At 36.2% G+C, this 20,696-nt stretch carries 19 protein-coding genes and 1 tRNA gene; 6 read left to right on the plus strand and 14 right to left on the minus strand.

Annotated elements, in window-relative coordinates:
• Positions 1–17 precede the first annotated feature (17 nt).
• Together OLM61_RS06060 and OLM61_RS06065 are read left to right on the plus strand one after the other, a co-directional pair.
• On the plus strand, positions 18–374 hold the full coding sequence (locus tag OLM61_RS06060; protein ID WP_263362077.1) for a hypothetical protein: 357 nt from the start codon (positions 18–20) through the stop codon (positions 372–374).
• Positions 375–457: 83 nt separating this feature from the next.
• The gene (locus tag OLM61_RS06065) at positions 458–1,672 is read left to right on the plus strand and encodes a cytochrome c3 family protein (protein ID WP_264525513.1); all 1,215 of its coding nucleotides are present in this window, start codon (positions 458–460) and stop codon (positions 1,670–1,672) included.
• Here OLM61_RS06065 and OLM61_RS06070 read toward each other — a convergent pair whose 3' ends face one another.
• The 4 genes from OLM61_RS06070 to OLM61_RS06085 form a co-directional block, all read right to left on the minus strand.
• A complete protein-coding gene (locus tag OLM61_RS06070; protein ID WP_264525514.1) occupies positions 1,673–2,416 on the minus strand; it encodes a UDP-2,3-diacylglucosamine diphosphatase in 744 nt (247 codons plus the stop codon).
• A 64-nt stretch (positions 2,417–2,480) separates the two neighbouring features.
• Positions 2,481–2,933 carry a 6-pyruvoyl trahydropterin synthase family protein gene (locus OLM61_RS06075; RefSeq protein ID WP_264525515.1) on the minus strand — a complete coding sequence of 151 codons (453 nt, stop codon included), beginning with the start codon at positions 2,931–2,933 and terminating at the stop codon, positions 2,481–2,483.
• 31 nt (positions 2,934–2,964) lie between these two features.
• Positions 2,965–3,141 carry a hypothetical protein gene (locus OLM61_RS06080; RefSeq protein WP_249966463.1) on the minus strand — a complete coding sequence of 59 codons (177 nt, stop codon included), beginning with the start codon at positions 3,139–3,141 and terminating at the stop codon, positions 2,965–2,967.
• A gap of 179 nt (positions 3,142–3,320) precedes the next feature.
• Complete coding sequence (locus OLM61_RS06085) at positions 3,321–4,085, minus strand: enoyl-CoA hydratase/isomerase family protein (RefSeq protein ID WP_264525516.1); 765 nt, start codon at positions 4,083–4,085, stop codon at positions 3,321–3,323.
• A gap of 107 nt (positions 4,086–4,192) precedes the next feature.
• Between OLM61_RS06085 and OLM61_RS06090 the strand changes: the two genes are divergently transcribed.
• Positions 4,193–4,266: transfer RNA gene (locus tag OLM61_RS06090), tRNA-Ala, on the plus strand.
• A 57-nt stretch (positions 4,267–4,323) separates the two neighbouring features.
• Here OLM61_RS06090 and OLM61_RS06095 read toward each other — a convergent pair.
• Positions 4,324–4,500: a hypothetical protein gene (locus tag OLM61_RS06095; RefSeq protein WP_264525517.1), complete on the minus strand. Its 177-nt coding sequence runs from the start codon at positions 4,498–4,500 to the stop codon at positions 4,324–4,326.
• A gap of 274 nt (positions 4,501–4,774) precedes the next feature.
• On the opposite strand from OLM61_RS06095, the gene OLM61_RS06100 reads away from it, so the two are divergent.
• The gene (locus tag OLM61_RS06100) at positions 4,775–5,173 is read left to right on the plus strand and encodes a hypothetical protein (protein ID WP_264525518.1); all 399 of its coding nucleotides are present in this window, start codon (positions 4,775–4,777) and stop codon (positions 5,171–5,173) included.
• A 97-nt stretch (positions 5,174–5,270) separates the two neighbouring features.
• Here OLM61_RS06100 and OLM61_RS06105 read toward each other — a convergent pair whose 3' ends face one another.
• The 4 genes from OLM61_RS06105 to OLM61_RS06120 all read right to left on the minus strand — a co-directional run bounded on the left by OLM61_RS06105 (position 5,271) and on the right by OLM61_RS06120 (position 13,099).
• Entirely contained in the window at positions 5,271–6,227 is a 957-nt protein-coding gene (locus OLM61_RS06105) for a lipid A deacylase LpxR family protein (RefSeq protein WP_264525519.1), read from the minus strand.
• Entirely contained in the window at positions 6,217–6,987 is a 771-nt protein-coding gene (mtgA, locus tag OLM61_RS06110; RefSeq protein WP_264525520.1) for a monofunctional biosynthetic peptidoglycan transglycosylase, read from the minus strand. The genes OLM61_RS06105 and mtgA overlap by 11 nt, the downstream gene beginning before the upstream one ends.
• 64 nt (positions 6,988–7,051) lie before the next feature.
• Entirely contained in the window at positions 7,052–11,932 is a 4,881-nt protein-coding gene (locus OLM61_RS06115) for a T9SS-dependent choice-of-anchor J family protein (RefSeq protein ID WP_264525521.1), read from the minus strand.
• A gap of 51 nt (positions 11,933–11,983) precedes the next feature.
• Entirely contained in the window at positions 11,984–13,099 is a 1,116-nt protein-coding gene (locus tag OLM61_RS06120) for an NAD(P)/FAD-dependent oxidoreductase (protein WP_264525522.1), read from the minus strand.
• Positions 13,100–13,410: 311 nt separating this feature from the next.
• On the opposite strand from OLM61_RS06120, the gene OLM61_RS06125 reads away from it, so the two are divergent.
• Positions 13,411–15,312 carry a S9 family peptidase gene (locus OLM61_RS06125; RefSeq protein WP_264525523.1) on the plus strand — a complete coding sequence of 634 codons (1,902 nt, stop codon included), beginning with the start codon at positions 13,411–13,413 and terminating at the stop codon, positions 15,310–15,312.
• Between the two features lie 175 nt (positions 15,313–15,487).
• Positions 15,488–17,929 carry an ATP-binding protein gene (locus OLM61_RS06130; RefSeq protein WP_264525524.1) on the plus strand — a complete coding sequence of 814 codons (2,442 nt, stop codon included), beginning with the start codon at positions 15,488–15,490 and terminating at the stop codon, positions 17,927–17,929.
• On the opposite strand, the gene OLM61_RS06135 is transcribed toward OLM61_RS06130, so the two are convergent.
• The 5 genes from OLM61_RS06135 to OLM61_RS06155 form a co-directional block, all read right to left on the minus strand.
• A complete protein-coding gene (locus OLM61_RS06135) occupies positions 17,926–19,275 on the minus strand; it encodes a sigma-54-dependent transcriptional regulator (RefSeq protein ID WP_264525525.1) in 1,350 nt (449 codons plus the stop codon). The genes OLM61_RS06130 and OLM61_RS06135 overlap by 4 nt on opposite strands.
• Before the next feature lie 129 nt (positions 19,276–19,404).
• The gene (locus tag OLM61_RS06140) at positions 19,405–19,701 is read right to left on the minus strand and encodes a PepSY-like domain-containing protein (RefSeq protein WP_264525526.1); all 297 of its coding nucleotides are present in this window, start codon (positions 19,699–19,701) and stop codon (positions 19,405–19,407) included.
• 13 nt (positions 19,702–19,714) lie between these two features.
• Positions 19,715–20,020, minus strand: coding sequence for a hypothetical protein (locus OLM61_RS06145; RefSeq protein WP_264525527.1), 306 nt, complete (start codon positions 20,018–20,020; stop codon positions 19,715–19,717).
• Positions 20,021–20,067: 47 nt separating this feature from the next.
• Positions 20,068–20,364, minus strand: coding sequence for a hypothetical protein (locus OLM61_RS06150; protein ID WP_264525528.1), 297 nt, complete (start codon positions 20,362–20,364; stop codon positions 20,068–20,070).
• 29 nt (positions 20,365–20,393) lie between these two features.
• Positions 20,394–20,684 (minus strand): hypothetical protein, encoded by a 291-nt coding sequence (locus OLM61_RS06155; RefSeq protein WP_264525529.1) that lies wholly within the window; start codon positions 20,682–20,684, stop codon positions 20,394–20,396.
• Between the last annotated feature and the right edge of the window lie 12 nt (positions 20,685–20,696).

The following is a 20,696-nucleotide window of genomic DNA, read 5'->3' on the forward strand; positions in this document are numbered from 1 at the left end:
AAATAAAAGGATCTGTAATGAGAGAAATAGAACAATTATACCACAATAATTTTGGAATTGCCTTTTACTGGAAAAAGGAAAACGAAACTATCACTGACAAAATACAATTGGTTTTTAAAGAAACCGGATTTTACTTCACCGTTCAGGAACTCAATTATTTTTGCGATTTAATTGAGGACAGTATGATTGAAAATGCATGTTGCGAAGCTTGCGAACTAAAAAACTCTTGTCACAAATTTTTGCTTAAAACCCCATACGCAGCAATAGATTTGGCCGTTTCTATTAAAGAACTAAAATCGATCAAAGATTTAGTAGAAGGCTCTTTATTTAGAATTGAGCTAGACGAATATGTTTATGGAGTTGGCTTAAACTAAGAAGTATTCTAAACATTTTAACAACATCTTTTCGTTATTGAAATATATTTTGTTTGTATTCAAAATAAAGTATATTTACAACAATGAAAAAAACACGCATTCTTTTTGCCGTTGTTGCATTACTCTTTTTTGTAACGGGTTGCAAGAACGAGTCGGATAATTACATTGACCCCAGAGGAACTGATTATGCAGGTTCTGAAAGCTGTATTCAATGTCATAAAGTGCAATACGAAAATGCTTTTCACAGTTCACATTTCAAAGCCACCTCTCCCGCTTCTAAAGAAAACATACTGGGTCATTTTACAAAGGGACACAATACTTTCGTGTATGACAAAACCACCAAATTAGTCATGGAAGAACGCAATGACAGTTTGTATCAGGTACTTTACAAAAACGGAAAAGAGGTAGAAGCCTATCCTTTTGATATTGTATTTGGAACCAAACATGCCCAAACAAGTGCCTTTTGGAAAAACCATACTACTTACGAACTGCCAATATCCTACTACAAATCACTAAACAGCTGGGCTACAAGTCCCGGATATCCTGCCGATGCGGCTAACTTTACCCGAGAAATCCCCAAAGACTGTTATGCCTGTCACAGTTCGAATATTGCAGGCAGTTTTGTAACTACAAGTTCAGATCAAGTTAGAGGCATGTCAATGGAAACGGAACCTTTCCTGAATAAAAAAACGTTGGTTTACGGAATCGATTGTGAACGCTGCCACGGACCGGCCAAACAACACGTTCAAACCCATTTGAAATTTCCCGATTTAAAAAACAAACCCCAAAGTATTGTTTCTTTTAAAAAGCTGACCAGACAACAAAGATTAGATGCCTGTGCCCTCTGTCACTCCGGAAATGACAAATTAAAAATGAAGTCCCGTTTTCAATTTAAACCCGGGGATAATATTAGCGATTATTTCAGAGCTACTCCTACTTCAAACGACAGCATTCATTTTGATGTACATGGGAATCAACTGGGCCTGCTTGCCCAAAGTAAATGTTTCCAGAAAAGCGAAACTATGGATTGTATGAGCTGTCATAATCCGCACGCAAATGCTTCGCAAAATCTTGCGAGTTATTCGAAAATATGCATGAGTTGCCATCAGGATTTAAAACACAACGCCACAACTTTAAAAAACAGCTCTGAGCGTTTACTGGCAGACAATTGCGTAGCCTGTCATATGCCAAAGCAGCTGTCGAATGCCATCACATTTCAGCTTTCAAAAAGCAAACAGAAGTCAAATTATGTTTTGAGAACACACAAAATCGGGATTTATCCCAAAAATAAAAAGTAGTTATTGTTCGAATTTTTTAAGTTCAAAAGTCTCTCCGTCAAAAACTCCGTATGTAAAATAACCAATCCAATCGCCCAAATTGACATATTTGGAATCTTCTCCAACCGGAATGATCATTGGTAAATGGCGATGACCAAAAATAAAATAATTGTAGTGTTTGGTTTCCAGTTTGCGTTTGGCATACAAGACCAGCCATTCGTTTTCTTCTCCCAGGAATTTGACATCTTCATCACCCGAAATCAATTTGTTTTTGACTGATAAATACTGCGCCAGACTTACGCCAACATCGGGATGAAGCCATCGAAAGAGCCATTTTGAAAACGGATTCGTAAAAACCTTTTTCATACGTTTATACCCCTTATCACCTGGACCTTTTCCGTCGCCGTGACCAATTAAGAATGTTTTTCCGTTAAAGGTAAACTCCTTATTGTCATGATATACCGGAATATTCAATTCGGTTTCAAAATAATCGTTCATCCATAAATCATGATTTCCTACGAAAAAATAAACCGGGACACCGCTGTCACGAATTTCCGCCAGTTTCCCTAAAATACGCACAAAACCTTTTGGAACGACCGTTTTATATTCAAACCAAAAATCAAACAGATCCCCTAATAAAAAAATAGCTTCTGCATCTCCTTTCACCTCATCCAGCCATGCAACAAATTTCTTTTCACGTGGCAAACTCAACTCTGGCGTTGGAGCTCCGAAATGCTGATCAGAAGCGAAATATACTTTTTTCATTTAGTTTTTTTGTGAGATGCGATTTGTTTAGATGTGAAACGTTTGACCTTTCACCATTTACGTTTTAGTTATTATCAGAAGCGTACCATTCTGCAAATGAAGATTCTGTTTCCTGAAGTTTTAAGGAGAAAAGAGAAATTTCTTTTGGTAAACGCGCCATGATTCTATCGGCAAAATCTACGACCATATTTTCACTTGTTGGCTGGTAATTCACCAAAATAACGTGATGACCACGATTTTTTAGTTCATTTGCCAATTCGATATGTGGTGTTGTTTCATTAAAAACCGTAGCATGATCAAACTGATCGACGATTTCTTCTTTTACAATTTTCTTTAGATCTGAAAAATCAATTACCATCCCAAATTTCACATTCGATCGGTCCGTAATTGGCGAACCAATAACCGTTACCGATAATTTATAACTGTGCCCGTGAACGTTTTTGCATTTTCCGTCGTAACCGTATAAAGCATGTCCGGTTTCGAAACTAAATTGTTTTGTAATTCTGATATTACTCATCGATTTGAATTTTAGGTTGCAAATTTACAAATTAATAACCGTTCTCGTCTCTTTTTTTGGCTCTGTTATACATCCAATACGCAATTCCGATTAAAACAACGAAAGGAATAAAGGATCCGATCACTACTCCAATCTGATAACTGCTATCGGGAGCAGCCTTAATTTTCTCTGCAACATCCACTTGCTGCAACAACGAAATAATCCTCATCTTGATTTATTGTTTATGTTTCACTTTAAAAAAATCATTTCCAAACCTGAAAAGATTAATTTCAAGCTGTCATTGAAACCGTTTTAACATCCTTCAAAATTATACTTCTCTGCCGCTGCGTCCAATGACAAATGTCATAATTTAAACTGCTATAAAGAATCGGTTATTAACGAAACACTCTATTTCTTAAACTGTTCTAAAGCTTTTCTGCTAAAATCAGACAAAACTAGTTTTCCAGTAATTCCTGCACGCTCGATCAGCAATGATTCCCAGTTTTCCGTTCCTTCCCAAATAATTTTCTTCATTTCGTACAAAGCATCAGGGTTATACGAACTTAATTGTTGTGTGAAATTGACCACTGCCGTATCTAAATTTTCTGCATCATGGATTTCTGTAAACAATTTGTTCTCTAATGCCCATGCCGCCGATTTCCATTCGTGCGCTGCCAAAGTCATTTCGGTCATTGCGGCTTTGCCAATCTTACGCGAAACAGCAGGTTCAATCACAAAAGGCCCAATTCCGATCGCCAACTCCGATAATTTAACCGCACTTTCAGGAGTCGCTAAAACATAATCGCAAGCCGAAACAATTCCAACACCGCCACCAACTGCTTTTCCCTGCACACGTGCCACAATAATTTTAGAACAATTGCGCATTGCGTTTAACAAATGAGCAAAACCGGAGAAAAAGTGCGCCCCCTGCTGTTCATTTTTCACCGCCAGCAATTCATCAAATGAAGCACCTGAGCAAAAAACCTTAGTCCCTAAGCTCTTCAAAACAATAACCGAAACTGTTTTGTTCTCACTTAAAGTATTAATCTCTGAAGTCAACCGATCTAATAATTGTCTTGGGAAAGAATTGCCGGCCGGATGTCCAAATTCAACCGTTGCAACCGCATTATGGAAAGTAGTTTGTAAAGAACCGTCTTGTATTTCTGCACTCATAAAAAATAAATTTGATCGTAAAGTTACACTTTTGAAAAATATTTTCGGTTGAAGTGATTTGAAATTTGCTTTTTGAAAATTAATTGACTTAATTTGCTCTCGCATTTGGGGGATTAGCTCATTTGGCTAGAGTACTTGCCTGGCAGGCAAGGGGTGACCGGTTCGAATCCGGTATTCTCCACAAAAAAACCGTATTACTTTATTGGAATACGGTTTTTTTATTTTGAAAGAAATTTTCTTACTGTTCATTCGCAGAGTCTTCGGAATCTACCCTTTTTTTCTCCGCTTTCTTAAAATCATTATTTAACAAATCCGTCAGTTTCTTTTTCTCTTTCTGATTTTTTCTGATGGTAAATACGATCACGACAATTACAACTGCCGCTACAATCCCAATCACTATCCAATTGATTTCCATAACTTTAATTTTGAGTTAAAAATAAAGATTTAGATTTTTTACAACATTACCAAAAGGTTAAACCTTTGAACTATAAAGATTCAGAGTAGAGAATTTTGCCGACAAAGACCAACCTCTCTCGCTTATTACTGAATACTTTATCAAAAAGATTGTAGTCTGCTACTTTCATAAAAATGGAAGCTTTACCTATAAACAAAAGTTAAATCCATCAGAAAAACAGAGTTCGGAATTGTTTTTGTTAGACTTATCGAATATTACTTTTAAACTCCAAAAAATGAAAAATTTAATTTTACTTCTAAGCCTTATTTTTATTACTTCCTGTTCGTCAAGCGACGAAGATACACAGGGAGTTTTTTATTCTCCTTCCTGGATACAAGGAACCTGGAAAGATAATACAACGGGAGCTACCTTAACTTTCACAAAAAATGATATCAAATACAATTTGAAGGGAAGTACTTATTCTTTCAGTAAAAATCAAATCAAAACGGCATCAAATCAAACAATTCCACAGCAAATAGCCAAAACCGATGATTTGTATATTGTAGATTTTGGTCAGGGTCTTGAAGGATCTCTAATCCGATTTAACTTTTTGAGAAAAACAGACATCACTATTGAATCAAAAGGACATTTACCCGCAACTATACCAGGCAATAAACCCAGATGCGGCAAGTAAACAACAAAAAAATGCCCCGCCTTATAACAATAGTACAAAGACAAAGCTTTGCGCCTTAGCGTCTTTTCGAGCCAAAAACCTCCGCGACTAAAAAAAACTAATTCAACAAATACCCAAATCGAATCGACCCGTAAAAGTATCCCGCATTGGTATTGGTATACGGATCATTTAATTCTCTGCCGCGATACATAAACGAGTACGACATATTGAAGTTATTGTGATGTAATTTCAAACCCGCTTCCGCATTAAAACGAAGCGGTTCCAGATCAAAGGTCAGCGGACTGGAATTGCTAAACATACTTCCCTCAATTGTAGCATCATAAAACTGGTAATTGACGCTGGGCATTGCATAAAAATAAAACTCGCGAACATTATATTGCGGCACATCACTTACAGAAGCATCATGCAAATTAGAATCATAAATCGGGCGTAATTTTTTGAAACCAATTCGAGCCAGCAATCCCGTTGAAACCCCGGTAAAAATAGTCCCAACATTTGCTTCCGACTGAAAGTGAAGATCGACAAAATCATTGTGTTTTGCGGGAAATAATTTCTTCGAATACATGACATGGGCCTGAACAGCAATTGCATTGTGCAACTGATTGCCCCAGCCATATACTTTTTTGTAACCAATAAGATGGTGAAAACTTTCCTGAGTTTCCCTACCAAAAGCATTGGGCCCCATAAAACCCAACTGAAAATCAGTTTTCAAAACCGATTCGCTTTTATAGAAACAACTTTGCCCCCCTTCTACAAAAAGATAACTGGTAAAAGGGCGGTCATTAATCGTAACGGCTTCTTTGTTTATAAATCTCGGATTATAAATATACTGTCCGATACGAAATTCCGTGATCTTCTTGCTGATTTTATCGTTGTTATTCTCCGATAAATAACGATAAAAAAGCTCAATACCATTGGTGTAATACATATCGTTTTTGGACGAAGTGTATAAATCGTTATCTGTAATTAACCCCGTCTCTGTGGTTTTTATCTGTCCGAAAGTCAGAGTTGTTAGCAACAACCCACATAAAACAAAGACCTTTTTAGTTTGCATGGTAATTTATTTTCCCAACCGAACGCATTTCACGAACAATTCGTTCTTTTCTACGGTTGATATAACTGGAAGATCCTGTGGCTTTAAACTTTCTTGGATTTGGCAATATTGCTGCAATTCCCGCAGCCTGCATAGGCGTTAAACTCGAGGCATCGCGACGGTACCAATGTTCCGTAGCGGCATAAGCTCCGTAAACCCCATCTCCCATTTCAATGCTGTTCAGGTACACCTCCATAATACGCTCCTTACCCCAGATTAATTCAATTAAAACGGTAAAATAAGCTTCAAGTCCTTTCCGGAAATAACTTTTACCCTGCCATAAAAATACATTCTTGGCGGTTTGCTGTGAAATAGTACTTCCACCACGAATACGACGTCCACGTTCGTTGCTTTTATAGGCTTTTTGCAGTGCTTTGAAATCGAAACCATTGTGTTTTAAAAAGGTTCCATCTTCGCTTGCGATAACTGCTTTTTGCAGGTTCATTGAAATTTTATCGATTGGCTCCCAGTCATGGTCAAAATAGACTTCCTTACCGGCCATTTTGTTCTCTATGGCACGAATAATCATTAAAGGCGTAAAAGGCACGGGCACATATTTAAAAAATACCACCGACGCAATCGAGATTCCGAAGAACCATAAAAATAATTTGATAAAAAACCACTTTACTTTTTCACCAAATGTGCGACTGCCTTTCTTTGGTGCCGGTTTTGGTTTACTGGCGGTTGTTTTTTTTGGTGCCGGTTTTTTGGGTGTTGCCATTATATTAAATCTGCTAATTCTGTTAATCTAAAATGTAATTCTAAAAATAGTACAACTTAGAACATTACTTCTTTATTACTTTAAACGTTTCTTTTTTATCATCCTGAGTTACAACCAACAAATATACGCCTGAAGTATGATTTTTAAAATCAATACTAACTTTAGAATCCGAGTAGTTATTTATAGAAAGCAATTGTCCGCTTAAAGTATAAACTTCTACTTTCGAAAGTACCGAATTACTTTCTATATGTAAAACATTTTCTACGGGATTTGGATAATATTTAAAATTGGAAAAATGAGTTCCGTCAACACCCAGTGACGACGTTTTATCAAACACAAGATTGTCCAGATAAGCATTATCTCCGGCCTCAGATTTACCAATATGCTGTAATGACATTCTAATATCTGCCCCAACATATGGTGTCAGATCAACTGTGTATTTTTTATAATCATCACCGCTGGCCGACTCTGGTTTTATTACATCTCCCACTACATTCCCGTTTACGACAACTCTAAACATTGATTCTGTATTTGAAGAAACAAAGGTCTGTTTTAGATCAAAATGCATAAATAAACTGCTTGCATTTGCTGCATTTACTTTTGTATTTATCTTGGCGATACTACTTTCATTTCTTTCCCATACCGAAGAATTCTCAACAGCGGCTCCTTTCTTTATTTGAGAAGTTCCATTAACATTCTTCCATTCTGATGGTGTACCGTTTCCTTTCATCACCAGTATATTATTGTTAGAATCTAAAACAATTCTCTTGTTGCCCCCCTCAAAAATCAATTCTCCTGACGGCATTTTTGTAAAGTCATATGTTATTGTTTTTCCACTTCCATCAATAGAAGACGTATATCCTTCTTTCAATTCAAAATCATCAACAAGTAATCGTGAACCACCCGTATTGGCAAATTCCATCAAAAAGCTATAGTCTCCCGATACCAGAGGCGTGAAATAATAAGATACATCTCTATAATTGTATTCGGTCAGTCTATCGTTGTTCCCTGTTTGACTAATATTAAGTGACATATTGTAATCGTTTTGCCCTTTTCCAACATATAACCCAACACCCTGAATACGATACTCATAACTATTTCGCCCTTTCAGGTTAAACTTATAAGTAGTCCCCGCATTTAAATAAAACATAGGAGTCATGATCTGAGTCCAAAATCCACCGTTAAGATATAAATAACCGGTATCATCAAATCCGGACCTTTTATAATCCGGACTAAATCTATAATTAAGATCATCCTGAGCTGTATTTTCTAAAATAAGTTCACCTCTTAAAAACTTAAAACAATCCGGAAGGACATTTGTTCCGTAACGACTCAGATTGGTAAATTTCTCTTTCCACGGCAGTGCCAGTGCTTCGCATGTCGTTTCTATTTTTCGCGGTCCAGCTTCTAATGAATTACCGGATGCACAAGTGGTTTTGAAATAAAACTCATACGAGGTTCCGGTTTGCAGCTTAGATATCAGAATCTCATTCTTTTTGGTGATTACAATAGTTCCTGTACCTTTAGTAAAACCGGTTAATCCGTATTCTATCTGAACATTTTCTGTTGCCTGATTTTTAGAAGTCCAGCTTATTAACGTCGAATTATGATTAATATCAGAGAAAACTATATCTATTGGTTCGTAACATGCTGAAGTCTGATCATAACGAAAATCATCTATTAAAAGAGTGTTTCGTACGTAGTCTCCATTAGTTGATTCGGCCATATATTTAAAAACGATCTGTTTGTTTGCTCCCTGGTACTGAGAGAAATCAATATTAACCTCTTTTCCGTACAGTGGTAAACTATTAATTTCCTGCTCTGTAATGGTCAGATAAGGTTCGAATGTACTAAGATCCGCAGCATTTTTGATTGTTCCTACAATTAAAGTTCCGGCTCTCGAACTACCCGTCTGCGAACCTCTAAGCCAAAATTTTACTTTTTTGTTTTTATCAAAATCATCCAGATAAGGAGAAATCAACATTGCACTGTCTTTGTTTGTATACAATGCAAAAGCATAAGGCGCACTGGTAATATTCGTCAAATTAAATTCTGCTAATTGCGCATAAAGCTGAATATTGTAACTCCAGCAAAAAGTAGTACTTTGATCTAAATTCCTGCCATGTTCATCAAAATCCTCAACAAAAGGTGCTGTTTTTGAACAAGAAGTTTTAAAGGTATATCTATCACTCCAATCTGAGGTGATATTGGTATCGCAATATGCTCTTACTCTATATTCGTAAGTGCCACGAGCTAATCCCGCCAAATTATACGGATTTTCAGTGACCTTAATTATCGTTCCTGAACCACTTACAAAACCTTTAGATCCATACTCAATATCAAAACTTTGGGATGGTTTTAGGGTATTATTATCTTTCCAATCCAGCAAAACACTATCAGGACCTGACTGTCTTGCACCTAATACTCCGGGAATTGGACAGTTATTCTGAATGTATTGAAAATCATCTATAAAAAACCTGGTTGATCGGTGATTACTAATCTTTTGTTTGAACCCGATATATTTATCCGTTCCAAAATAATTAGAAAAATCAACATCATAGTTCAGCCATTTAGCCTTATTTGCAACCGGAACTACAATAGTTTTATAAGCTTTGAAAGTAGAATAATCTTCCGGATCTGAAAGGGTTCCTATGATAAGTTCCACTGATAGGTCATCTGAATCTTTAGGAACCTGCATCCAAAAGTTGATCTTTTTATAATTGTCAAAATCTTTAAATCTCGGAGAAACCAGCACTACTCTATCCGTTTTCTCTCCTGTTCCTGGAGGGTAAACAAGATCTAACTGACTTGAAAGCAAAACGGATTGGGAACCATTATGCACCGTAGAACTATTGTTAGTGATCGTATTAATATTCACAAAACGATCCTTACGATAATACCTCTGATAAATATAAGGCACAATTCTGGTCCAGCATCCATTTTTTTCAAAAACTGTATTTTCAAAATTTTCAGTATACCCGGCCGTTAATCCTAAACATTTGGTTTTAAAATTACCTCTGTCAGACCACGCGCTGTATTCACTTCCACATTTTGCACGAACATAAAAATCGAAATCTGTATCGTCCTGAAGCGATTCTAACTTAAACGGAATTGCTGCCGCATCAACGATCTTTCCTGAACCATGAGCAAATCCTTTTGGTCCGTATTCTATTTGAAATTGCGATGCAGGTTTATAATTTTCCCAACTAACAGTGGCAGAATCATAACCCAAACTGATGGTTTTAGGATTAAGAGGTTCCAGACATACAGGTGTCTTTTCATATGTAAAGTCATCGATACTAAAATAGGAATCACTTTCATTATTGTATCTCAAAGCAATATAATTATGGTTATTGCTCTTTACATAATTATCTAAATAAACGGTATGCTCTTTCCATAACGAAGACTTATATTCGTTTTCAGTCTCGTTCATCTCTGAAGGCAGAATTGTTTTTAAAGCAACAAACGTAGCTGCATTTTTAGGATCAGACATTGTTCCTATGGTCAGCGAAGTTTTGTTATACTCATCGTCGCTACTATAAGCTAAAAGACTAAATCTTATTCTTTTATCAGAATCCAGATCCGCAATATATGGTGTTACAAGATAGGCTTTATCAACATTTAAAGCACCTACAAATTTCGACATTACAATCGTTGTCGTACCTGTTTTGGGTGCGGGCTTTCTTGCCCAGCCTGTATCTTCCAAACTGCTCTGAATCAAGCATTTTCCTGCAATCACACTCCAGCAAGGATCAATATATTTTGTCCCTTCAAAAGAGGTACTGTACCTATCTGTAATTACGGTACAAGGCGTTTTGAAACTTATTGTCTTAGTCCAGTTAGAGAACAAATCATCAATACAATTCGCACGTACCTTTACTTCATAATCTGTATTTCCAACCAATTTATCCAAAGTAAAAGAGCTGCTCTTAATAGTAAAAATTTCAGTAGTTTTCTTAACTATATTGGTCAGACTCACTTGAAAGTTATTTTGATTAGGAGCATCAAAACTTATCTGGGCACTATTTTGCTGAACGTTTGATACGGCAAAATTAGTCTGATCGAAACAATCTGATGCTTTTTCGTAACTAAAATCGTCTATATACAAACTGGTACCGTTACTCCCATAATATCCTCTCTTAAAAAAGAACACCACATATTGATCGGTGCCATTATAATTAGTTAAATAAACGGTTTCCTGTCTCCATTCTAACCCTGATTTTGGCTCTATTTTTTGCAGGAGATGAAATGTATTTTTGTCATTGGGATCACTCATAGTCCCCACCAACAATTCTGTATCCGAATTATAATTTCCGTTTACCCAGAATTTTATTTTTCGATCGGTGGCTAAATCATTGAATCTTGGAGATATCAAACCAATATGGCTTTTATCGTCATAGTTATAACTAGCCATCATCATCGAAGAACCTGCCGCATTATTTTCGCTATGATTCTTATAGGTTGTAAGAGATACAGTGGCTATACTACTGCTATTGTTATAGATAAGACCTCTCCACTCTAAATTTGTGGTGTTTTTATCATTAAAGTTTGTGGCATAACCCACAGAAAAGACTTTATCACTTGATCCCTGTACTGTTTTTGTGTCTGACCAGTTTCCCCATAAAAAAACTGTCCCCTGCAAACGTCTCTCTCTGACTCTAAAATCATATTTTCTTAATGGATCTAATGTAAATCGATAAAAGTTTATACCGGAAAAAGTCTTAGTGATCCCCTCCCCAGGCTTAAAACCTGCAGGCCCATATTCGAACTGCCATTCGTAAGTATTATAAACATCATATGCATGATATTCGACCAAAACTTCACCAATAAGTGAAACGGTTACATCAAAAACCGGATCGGCTACAATAGGTTTAGTTTTATTAGTGGCATGTGTAAAAAGAAAGGTAAAAAAAGAAAAAAGAACAACTAGAGTAGTTTTTTGCATGTATTATCTATTTTTTGGGGTTGTGGTATTTTGAATTAAATTCTTTTAAAATTATATTAAATCTGCTAATTCTGTTCCTATTAAACTCCCAATTGCTACTCCCATTCCGCCTAATCGAACGCCACAAAACACGTTTTCAGACAATTGAGTAACAACAGGATTTTTACTATTTCCGATTCCCATGATCCCGCTCCAACGATGGGCTATCTGGAAATCCTGATTAGGTAAAATTACATTTTTAAGTAAATCCTCCAATTTATTTTGTACAATTTTAGTCTGGCCAAATTCTGTAGTCGTTTCGGTTTCAAAATCAAGATTTCGCCCCCCTCCAAGTAAAATCCGATCGCCGATATTTCTGAAGTAATAATACCCTCGATCCAGGTGAAAAGTGCCTTTGATTTCTAAGTTTGCAATAGGTTCTGTAATTAAAACCTGAGCTCTGGCGGGCTTTACAGCACCTTTTGTTAGTTTATTGGCAAAACCGTTGTTTGCAAAAAGAACTTTACCAGATTTAAAACTAAAATCATCCAGTACGAGTTCTACCTGGTTTCCCAAATCAGAATAAGCAGTAAGAGTTTGCTGATTTAAGATCAGTATATTTTCAGAAACTGCTTGTCTCAACAGCTCCTGCATCATATTTCCGGTATCAATTTGCGCCTCAAACGGGTTAAAAATTAAATCCTTCTGAATATTTCCAAACCCAAAGCGATTTGCTTCTTTGGTAAAAACATCGGTTTTAAAAAGTGGTTTTAAAATTTCATTGACAAAAGACAGTCTCGAAATACAAGATTCAAAATTAAGATCATCCTCTTTTAAAAACACCTCATATCCTCCATAAGGTTTAAAGTCTATTGCGGCGTCTCCCAGTCTTTTTCGTAGCAATTGCAAACCTTTCCATCGTTTTTCAACTAGTTGAATCACCTCTTCTTCTGAATGTGTTTTGAGATCTTCCATAATTTCGGAAAGACTTCCAAAACAGGCAAAACCAGCATTTTTGGTACTTGCACCCTGAGGCAACATTCCTTTTTCCAATACCAGAATTTTTGCTGTCGGAAACCTTTCTCGCAGGCGTAATGCGGCATGTAGCCCTACGATGCCACTGCCTACAACAGTATAATCAACATTTGTAAACCAATTTTTAAGCTCCCAATAACTTAGTTCAGTCATAAAATAATAAATTCCAATTAGTTAAAATCCAAATCCCAATTTAGGAAATAAATTTAAGATAGAAATTTCTATTTATGAAATTCCAATTTTTCGAAATTCCAAATTCCAAACTCCAAAACACACTAAAGTTTTTCTCGCCACGAATCCTCAAAGATTAGCAAAAATAATTCGTGAATTCGTGGCGAAAAAAAATTCAATCCAAATTTTGAAATTCAGCTTGATAAAATTTAACAATTTTTGGAATTTGGAATTTAGCTAATTTGGAATTTAATTGTTGTATTTTTAGTCCCACGAAAATTAGAATTTTATTTATGAAAAAAGTATTATTTACAACCTTAATAATGATGAGTTTAAACGCTATCGGACAGCAGGTAATGTCTCCGGAATTGTTATGGAAATTAGGACGAGTGAGTGCACTTGGACTTTCGAAAGATTCAAAAAATGTTGTTTTTAAGGTTTCGACCCCATCCATTGAAGAGAACAAATCGTCTTCTAAATTTTACATCATTCCTGTAAATGGTGGAAATGCCACCGAAATTAAAGACACTAAAGAAGTTTTGGCTGACAAAAACGTTTCGCCTGACGGGAAATTTTTAGTGTACAACGAAGAGGTAAAACTGGAAAAAGTTTTAGGGAAAGATTTTTATCCGAAACTGGACAAATCAGACGCTCAAATTTATGACGGATTGGATTACCGTCATTGGGATACCTGGAATGAAGGTAAATTCAACCACGTTTTTTACAAAGAAAACAAAGAAGGTGCGGTTGGAATCGACATCCTGAAAGGTGAAAATTTTGATTCTCCGCAAAAACCTTTTGGTGGTGACGAAGATTACATCTGGTCTCCTGACGGAAAAAGCATCTTGTATGTATGCAAGAAAAAAGCAGGAACTCAGTATGCGATTTCTACTAATACCGATATTTACGAGTACAATTTAGAAACTCAGAAAACGATAAACAGAACCGAAGGTAATTTAGGTTACGATACAGCGCCACAGTTTTCTCCAACCGGAAATTTAACCTGGCTGCAAATGAAACGTGACGGTTATGAAGCCGATAAAAACGACCTTATGGTTGAATTTAAAGGAATCAAAACAAACCTTACAGCAAACTGGGACGGAACTGTTGACAATTTCATCTGGAGTAAAGACGGTAAAACTGTCTTTTTTGTAGCTCCGGTTGACGGTACAAAACAGCTTTTCTCTGTTAACTTTCCAGGATTGACCAAAATTGCGATTCAGGTTCGTCAATTGACAAATGGAGATTTTGATGTGAATGATTTAGTAGGTTTTGCAGGTGACGATATCATCGTAACCCGAAACGATATGAATCATGCTCCGGAAATTTATTCTTTTAACTTAAAGAAAAATACCTGGAAACAACTCTCAAATGTAAACACAGAAACCTACAAAACATTAGCACTTAGTAAAACTGAGAAGCGTTATGTGACCACTACAGATGGTAAAAAAATGTTGGTTTGGGTAATTTTACCTCCAAATTTTGACGCTACAAAAAAATACCCAACTTTATTATTCTGCCAGGGAGGACCTCAAAGCGCCCTGACGCAATCGTATTCTTTCCGTTGGAATTTTTCATTAATGGCCGCAAAAGGTTATGTGGTTGTAGCGCCAAACCGTCGCGGAATGCCGGGTCATGGTGTTGAATGGAACGAACAAATCAGTAAAGACTGGGGCGGACAGGTTATGGACGATTACCTGTCAGCAATCGACGATGTTGCTAAAGAAAGTTATGTTGACAAATCCCGCTTAGGTTGTGTGGGAGCAAGCTACGGAGGATATTCTGTATTCTATTTGGCCGGAATTCACAAAAACCGTTTCAAAACTTTTATCGCTCATGATGGTGTTTTCAATACCGTAAGTATGTTGGGAACTACCGAAGAGGTTTTCTTTAACAACTGGGATTTTGGTGGCCCTTACTGGGAGAAAGACAATGCTGCAGCTCAAAAATCATATACTGTTTTCAACCCTGCAACTTTGGTACAAAACTGGAACAGACCTATTTTAATTTTCCAGGGCGGAAAAGATTTCCGTGTGCCAATCGGACAAGGACAAGAAGCTTTTCAGGCTGCTCAGTTAAGAGGAATCAAAAGTAGATTTGTATATTTCCCTGATGAAAATCACTGGGTTTTACATCCACAAAATGCTCAGGTTTGGCAAGGCGAATTTTTCAAATGGCTGAACGAGACACTTTAAATCGAAATACTTAAAATAAAAAATAGCCGCAGGTACTACAATCTGCGGCTATTTTGTTTTTAAAATCTTTTAATTATATAAAATATTAGCATTATTTTATATTTCTAAAACCGAAATTTTAGATAAATTGCGGTTGTTTCCCCAATAAACTTCCTAAAACTTATAACACTACCAGATGGAGAGTAAAAAAAGTTACATGCCGATAAAAGTACTCTTCAGTTATATTGCTTTACTGGGATTAGTTGTTACCGTAGGATGGTTCTTGTATGCTGAAAATGTGGTGTACAACAAACTCGAAAATAAAATTGCTTTTGAAAAGACCAAAATCCTTAAAGTAAGCAAATTATTTTCGAACGTGTACAAAACCGAAAGCTTAGCCAGAAAAACCATTCAAACGAATTCAGAGGAAGATTTTAAAAGTTACCTTACCGAAACAGACTCTCTGAAATCCAGAATCGATACTTTAAAACAAATTGTTACCACACAATATCAAAAAACGCTATTAGACAGCGTTACCTACCTGTTGTCGGAAAAGACAAAAAACATCAAACAATTAAAAACCATAAAAAACAAAGCCGACGATGAAGTTTCGGTCAATACCGCGATTGATGAAATTACTAAAATGGAGTTTAAACTCCGAAAATTAGAACTTCAGGATTTCAACAAAAACCCAAATCAGTTAGGCAGTTACCAACGAAATGTACTTCAAAAATATGTAGATTACCTCAATCAGAATATTCCTGATGACAGTACCAACACCTTAAGCAAACAAGCCTCGGATTCAATTCTGGCCAATTCGAAAAAACTGTTAAGCAACGTAAAACTAAAAGCCGAAAAGAAAAAAGAATCGCTGAATTTTGAGGAAAATAAGTTACTAAAGAACGAGATCGCCATTTCAGATCAGCTTCGAAAAGTACTTCGAATTATCGAAAGAGAGATCATCATCAACTCGATAAAAAACAACTCTTTAAAAGAAAAATCGCTTAAAAAAGTAAATGAGATTGTAACCGCTTCTGCCATTATTGGCTTGGTCCTGACCTTGTTTTTCTCTATTTTAATTGTGAGCGATTACTCTAAATCACAGGTTTACAAAAAGAAACTCGAGATCGCGAATTTCAAAACAAAGAACCTGCTTAAAAGCCGTGAGCAATTAATTTCGACAGTGAGTCACGATTTAAAAACTCCTTTGAGTACGATCGTGGGTTATTCAGAACTCCTGGGGAATTCTGATGTGAATACCAAGCAGTCTTATTTCATCAAAAACATTAAAAATTCTTCGGAATACATCACGCAGCTGGTTCAGGATTTACTGGATTTTTCTCAGATCGAAGCCGGGAAAATTACCATTGAAAAAGTCCCTTTTCTATTGCCGGAAGTAATTGATGAAGTTGCCAAAAGCATTCAAACCGTCTACAAGCAAAAAAACATCGATCTTATTATTAATGTTGATGACAAACTAGGCACCCGTATCGTTGGAGATCCTTTCAGATTAAAACAAATCTTAAGTAATATTATTGGAAATGCTTATAAATTCACCGAAGAAGGGTTTATAAAAATCAGTGCATATATTACTGAAAACAATGATTTCTTTGTGGTTTCCATTCAGGATTCCGGAATTGGAATCGAAAAAGGAAATCAGCAATTGGTTTTTGAAGAATTTGCACAGGCAAATGAAAATATAGAAAAAAAATATGGCGGGACCGGTTTAGGATTATCCATCTGCCAGAAAATAATTTCAATTTTGGGTGGAAACCTGCGTCTTGAAAGCACTTTTGGAAAGGGGAGCACTTTTCAAATTCAGCTGCCTTTATTGTTTGATCATAGTCAAAACACAAATATTGAAGAAAAAAAGCCTGTTATTGCGAACACTCAAAAGCAGACGTTTATTGTTCTTGACGACGACATTAATCTGCTGAATTTAACGAGTGGCGTTTTAAGACAGGAAAAACATGAGGTATTTTCTTTTAACAGCGCCGAAAAAGCTTTAGAAGCGATTGAAAACACTCCTTTCGATTTTATTATCACCGACATACAAATGCCCGAAATGGACGGTTTTATGTTCCTGGAAAAACTAAAAAACAGCGGTTATTCGACTTTTAAAAACCAACCCGCAATTGCCTTAACCGGAAGGACCGATCTCGATGCTGCGGTTTACACAGAAGCCGGTTTTACCACAGTAATTCAAAAACCATATTCCCCAAAAATACTGTTGGAGACGATTCATCGTATTCTGGAACACGATACCTTACCAACGGCTGATATTAATGAGAAGGAAGAAACTGTTACTTCAGAATTGTATGTTCTTGATACGCTAAAAGAGTTTTTAGGCAATGATGAAGAAGCACTGAAAGAAATTCTGAAATCGTTTATCGAAAACAGTTCTCAAAATCTGAATGCTTTAGAAATTGCTGTTGAAGAAAAAAACACAGCCGAGATTAACTCGATTGCACACCGAATGGCTCCTATGTTCAAACAAATTCAAACACGTGAGATTGGGGATATTTTGAGGGTTCTGGAAAGCAAGGCTCTTGACCTTTCGGAGGCAGCAGCCATTTTTAGTGCGTTGAAATCAAAAACAACAGTGCTTTTTGATGCCTTGCGTGAGGAAGTAGTTTAATCGATATTGTAGTGCTTCAATTTATTATAAAGCGTTTTTCTGGTAATCTTAAGTAGTTTGGCAGCTTCCGATTTATTATTCTGTGCTTTTGACAGCGCCTGAATAATGGCTTCTTTTTCATTGTCAGACAACGAAAAGCTACCACCCGAGCCCGACTCTTTCTGTATCTGAAAAAACTCTGCGGGCAGCACATCACTTTCAATAAACTCGCCTTTAGACAGTAATGTCGAACGTTTGACACAATTTTGTAATTCCCGTAAATTTCCCGGCCAGTTGTAATTTTGAAAAATAGCAACCACTTCCGGTGAAAACCCGATAACCTCTTTGTTCAGCTGTTGATTGGCTTTTTCCAGAAAATAATCGGCAAAAACCATCAAATCTTCGTCTCTCTCTTTTAAAGAAGGCGACAATATCGAAAACTCGTTGATTCTATGGTATAAATCTTCTCTGAAATCACCGTTTTTTACTGCCTCGCGTAAATCTTCGTTTGTAGCAGTAATGATGCGTATATCGACGTTTATTTCTTTATTACTTCCAACGGGTTTAATTTTTCGTTCCTGCAGCGCACGCAACAATTGAATTTGGTTTTCATAAGACAAGTTTCCTATTTCATCCAAAAAAAGAGTTCCGCCATTGGCCGCTTCAAAATACCCCATTTTGTCGCTGATTGCTCCCGTAAAAGATCCTTTTAAATGTCCGAAAAATTCACTTGCCGCCAGTTCTTTTGGAATAGCTCCGCAATCGACCGCAATAAAATTGTTGTTTTTCCTTAAACTTTGCTGATGAATACTTTTAGCAATAATTTCTTTCCCGGTTCCGCTTTCTCCTATAATTAAAACCGACATATCCGTTGGACTTACCAATTGAATATGATCCAGCAATTTTTTAGAAGCAACAGAAATTCCTTTTACAAATTCGTTTTCAGCTGTAGTTTGTTTTTTAACTGCTTTCTTCTCCTTCACAGGAGGTTCTTCCGTTTCGGTTTCCGAAGTCTTTAAAGCATTTGTAATCACCAATAAAACTTCATCGGGATTAAAGGGTTTTGAAATATAATCGGCTGCGCCATTTTTTATGGCTTTAACCGCGGTATTAACATCCGAATAGCCTGTCATTAAGATTACAGGGACCTGAGGGTACTCCGTTTTGATTTCCGACATTAGTCCAATACCGTCAGAATCAGGCAAACGAAGATCTGTTAAAATCAAATCGAAAGATTCTTTTTTGATCGCAATTCTGGCTTCGGCAGCCGAAAAAGCAATGGTTACATCGTATGCTTTTTTGATTAGAAATTTTTCTAATAATTTGCAGAACGAAATATCATCTTCTATCAGTAATATCTTTGGCATTTGCGTTTGAGGACTTTTTTGCTAAAATAATACTAATAAAATTGTCTTTTCATAAAATTATGTAAAAAAAAAGAGATTGCATCTCTGCAATCTCTTTTTCACCAAAAACATAAATCTAAATTCACCTAATTATATCTTCAACCAGTTGCCATTGACATCTGAAAAAACAGTAGCCTTTTGGTCACCAACTGATATCTCAAGTTTATATTCTTTTTTCTCGTTTACCGCTGCTTTTACAAGCTTAGCACCCGGATAAGCGGTTTGCAATGCTGTTTTTACAGCAGCAGGTACGGCATCTGCACTAACTTCAGTATACTCTGTCTGAACAGAAACAGTTACTTCTTCCAATTTCGGAGTAGTTATTTTATAAGCATAAATTGACATACTTCCTAAAACTATTGCTGCCGATAAGATTAATTTTTTCATATTATTCTTTTTTTTAGTATTTCGGGGCAATGACTCCTTTGTCATCTGTAAAAACAAAATGTTTGTCCTGATCGACCCCGGAATTAAGTTCTAATTTGTATTGCTTTTTCGAGTTCACATAAGCCTTTACAAGCTTTGAACCAGGAAAAGATTTTTCTAAAGTAGCTTTAACTTCAGCAGGAAGTGCCTCCGCTTTAATTTCCTTAAAATTGTCCTGAAATTTAACGACGCTCAAAACCGATTTCTTTAATGTAGTCGCTTCTGCATTCGTTAATAAACCTCCTAAAATGATGACAGCTGATAAAATTAATTTTTTCATAAGTATTTGCTTTTTTTTAATTCGTATTAGCTGATAAAATTAGGTAATTATTTTTTAAGGATGTTCCCCGAAGCATCTGTAAATACAGTATACTTTTTATCTCCGGTTGAGATTTCCAGTTTGTACTCGTCTTTTTCGTTTTTATACGCTTTTTCAAGTTTCGTATTCGGAAAAGATTTTTCAATTGTTGATTTTACTGCTGCGGGAACAGCATCTGTACCAATTTCTTTGTATTCATCCTGAACAATTACAGATTGAATAGCTGATGTTGATACTACCGGACTTGCTGCCTGAACAGACAAACCTCCCAGAACAATTGCTGCTGATAAGATTAACTTTTTCATTATAAATGGTTTTTATGGGTTACTAACAGTTATTTTTTAAGAATGTTTCCGGAAGCATCTGTATAAACTATAGATTTTTCACCTCTAACGGTTATTTCTATTTTATACTCTTTCTTCGCGTTTACATAGGCTTTATCCAGTTTTACACCAGGATAAGCATTGTCTAATGCTGTTTTAATTGCAGCCGGAACTGCATCAACTTCTTTATATTCGTCCTGAACGCTTACAGTTTGTACCATTGAACTTGTCGGAGTTACATTTCCTGCCTGCATTGACAACCCACCTAATAAGATAGCTGCCGATAAGATTAACTTTTTCATAATGTTCCTTTT

The organism is Flavobacterium sp. N502536 (assembly GCF_025947345.1).
In the GTDB taxonomy this organism is placed as follows: domain Bacteria; phylum Bacteroidota; class Bacteroidia; order Flavobacteriales; family Flavobacteriaceae; genus Flavobacterium.